This is a genomic window from Tianweitania sp. (assembly GCF_032053605.1).
Taxonomy (GTDB): Bacteria; Pseudomonadota; Alphaproteobacteria; order Rhizobiales; family Rhizobiaceae; genus Tianweitania.
On sequence record NZ_DAMBUH010000191.1, the window covers coordinates 1 to 2,804 of the forward strand.

General features: G+C 62.1%; 1 protein-coding gene and 1 pseudogene. Both read right to left on the reverse strand.

What is annotated here, in order from left to right; all coding sequences use genetic code 11:
- Nucleotides 1-398: 398 nt before the first annotated feature.
- Nucleotides 399-2,276: an ABC-F family ATP-binding cassette domain-containing protein gene (locus RTX98_RS20565; protein WP_312798747.1), complete on the reverse strand. Its 1,878-nt coding sequence runs from the start codon at nt 2,274-2,276 to the stop codon at nt 399-401.
- Nucleotides 2,277-2,382: 106 nt separating this feature from the next.
- A pseudogene (locus RTX98_RS20570) lies at nt 2,383-2,804 on the reverse strand (hypothetical protein); the annotation flags it as partial.

A 2,804-nucleotide genomic window follows, 5' to 3' on the forward strand; every position in this document is an offset into this window, starting at 1 on the left:
TCGCTACCTTGCGAAAACTTACCGGCATCCTCAACGCCATCATGCGAGACCACATCAAACAAACAGCCCAACAATACGGTTGCTGAGGTGCGAGCCCGCACAAGTTCACAACATTGGACACTGACCAAAAAGGGCGAGCCTTGAAGGACGCACCACAACTCCCGCTTCGTCATCCTTGGGCAGAGCCGGAGCGAAGCGGAGGCGTAGACCCGAGGATCCATGCCTCTTACGGTCCGTGTTTAGGCACAGTAAGGCGCCCGCACCTTAAACCGTTCCGGCATGGATCCTCGGGTCAAGCCCGAGGATGACGAAGCGGTGCGGGTGGACGCATACCAAGTTGCCTTGATGGAAGCGCGTCAATCGTGGGGCCAGCGGACGCGCCTACGATGACGGGCACTCTACTCCGCCAAACCCTCTTCATACTGGCTCGACAGGTTCAGCCACTTCTCCTCGTTCACCGCGAGCGTCGACTCCAGCTGTGAGCGCTCCTTCGACAGCTGCGTCACCGCGCCGGGATCCTTGTCGTACAGGCGGGGATCGGCCAGCTGTTCCTCGATGCCGTTGATGCGCTTGCGTGTCCGTTCCATCAAGGCTTCCGTGGCCTTGATCTCCTTGGATAGCGGCTCGAGGGCGGCACGCCTTGCAGCGGCTTCCTTGCGCTTCTCGGCCTTGTTCGCCTTGTCGGCCTCGCGCTTTTCCTTGCGGTCACCGGTGCTTCCGGTCACCAACTGACGGTAATCGGCCAGATCGCCGTCATAAGGCGCAACCGTGCCGTCTTTCACCAGCCAAAGCCGATCAGCTGTCGCTTCCAGCAGATGGCGATCGTGGCTGATGATGATGACGGCGCCGGAAAAGTCGTTGAGCGCCTCGATCAGCGCGGCACGGCTGTCGATGTCCAGATGGTTGGTCGGCTCGTCGAGGATGAAGAGGTTCGGCCCGTCGAACACGGCCAGCCCCATCAGCAGGCGCGCTTTTTCGCCGCCCGACAGATCTTTGGCCGGCGTGTTCATCTTTTCCGTCGGCAATCCGAACTGCGCAACGCGGCCGCGCACCTTTGATTCCGGTGCATCCGGCATCATGCGGCGCACATGCTCGATGGCATTTTCTTCAGGCCGCAGATCATCGAGCTGGTGCTGCGCGAAGATCGAGACCTTCAGCTGCGGCGCAACCGTGATCGAGCCGGACTGCAGGGGCAGGCGGCTGGACAGGAGCTTGGCGAAGGTCGACTTGCCGTTGCCGTTGGCGCCCAACAACGCAATACGGTCATCCGCATCGATACGCAGCGTCAGGTTCTTCAGGATCGGCTTGCCTTCCGCATAGCCGACCGTGCCCTGTTGCATGGTGATGATCGGCGAGGCTACCGTCTTGACCGGCTCGGGGAAGTTGAACGGCGCGACATTGTCCTCGATCACCGACGAGATCGGCTTCATCTTTTCCAGCGCTTTCAGGCGTGATTGCGCCTGGCGCGCCTTGGAAGCCTTGGCGCGGAAGCGCGCCACGAAGTCTTCCATATGCTTGCGCGCCGCTTCCTGCTTGACGCGGCCTTTTTCCTGCAAGGCGGCTTGTTCGCCACGCTGGCGCTCGAACTGGTCATAGCCGCCACGCCAAAGCGTCAGCTTCTTCTGATCGAGATGGACGATCGAGTTGACGGCGCGGTTGAGCAGATCGCGATCGTGGCTGATCAGCAGCACGGTATGCGGGTATTTGGAGACATAGTTCTCCAACCACAGCGTGCCTTCGAGATCGAGATAGTTGGTCGGTTCGTCGAGCAACAGCAGGTCGGGCTGCGAAAACAGCACGGCTGCCAGTGCCACACGCATGCGCCAGCCGCCGGAAAAGGAGGAGGCGGGGCGCTGCTGCGCTTCAAGGTCGAAGCCAAGGCCGGCAAGAATGGTTGAAGCGCGCGCTTCCGCCGAATGCGCGTCAATGTCGGCCAGGCGGATCTGGATATCCGCGATACGCCCGGGATCGGTCGCAGTCTCTGCCTCTTCAAGCAAAGCCAGACGTTCTTTGTCGGCCTTGAGCACGATTTCGATCAGCGCTTCTTCGGTGCCCGGTGCTTCCTGAGCCACCTGACCAAGCTTCAAGCCTTTCGGCAGGCTGACCGAACCGGTCTCGCTCGCGAGATCGCCGGTGATCGCCTTGAACAGCGTGGTCTTGCCCGTGCCGTTGCGCCCGACAAGGCCGGCCTTGGTTCCCGCCGGCAAGGTAAGGGAGGCGTGATCCAGCAGGAGCCGGCCGGCGATACGCAAGGAAAGATCGTTGATGATAAGCATTGCGGGCTTTTGCCTGCTCGCACGCCTTGGCGCAAGCGCAGGCTGGAGCCGAAAACGCAAAACGGCCCGCCGAAGCGGGCCGTTGCATCTGGGAGGATGCGGTTGATCAGTTTGCGCAACTTGCAACGGTTTCAGTGGAATATTCCGACGTGTTGGCCTCCACGTCGAGGCACAGCTTCTTCTTGCGGTTCAGCACGCGGCCGGTTGTCGTCTTGCGGCTGACGGACGGGGCACCGACGGTGCGTGTGGTCGTGGTGGTTGCGGTCGTCGCCGTGCGGGTCGGAGGCGAATAGGGATCGCCCACACCAGGACGATTGGCGTTCACCGGATTGCTGATGACGCCGCCGGGCGTCGTGCCAGCGCCTGCCGTGCCGCCGGTTCCATTGCCGCCGAAACCGTCGTCTCCGCCAGCGCCGCCATTGCGACCACCGGTGCGGACATTAACGTTGGCGTTTACGCCGTTTCGGCCACCTAACGATGCGCCGACACCGGCATTCACCCCGCGACCGCCACCGAGCGATGCCGCAG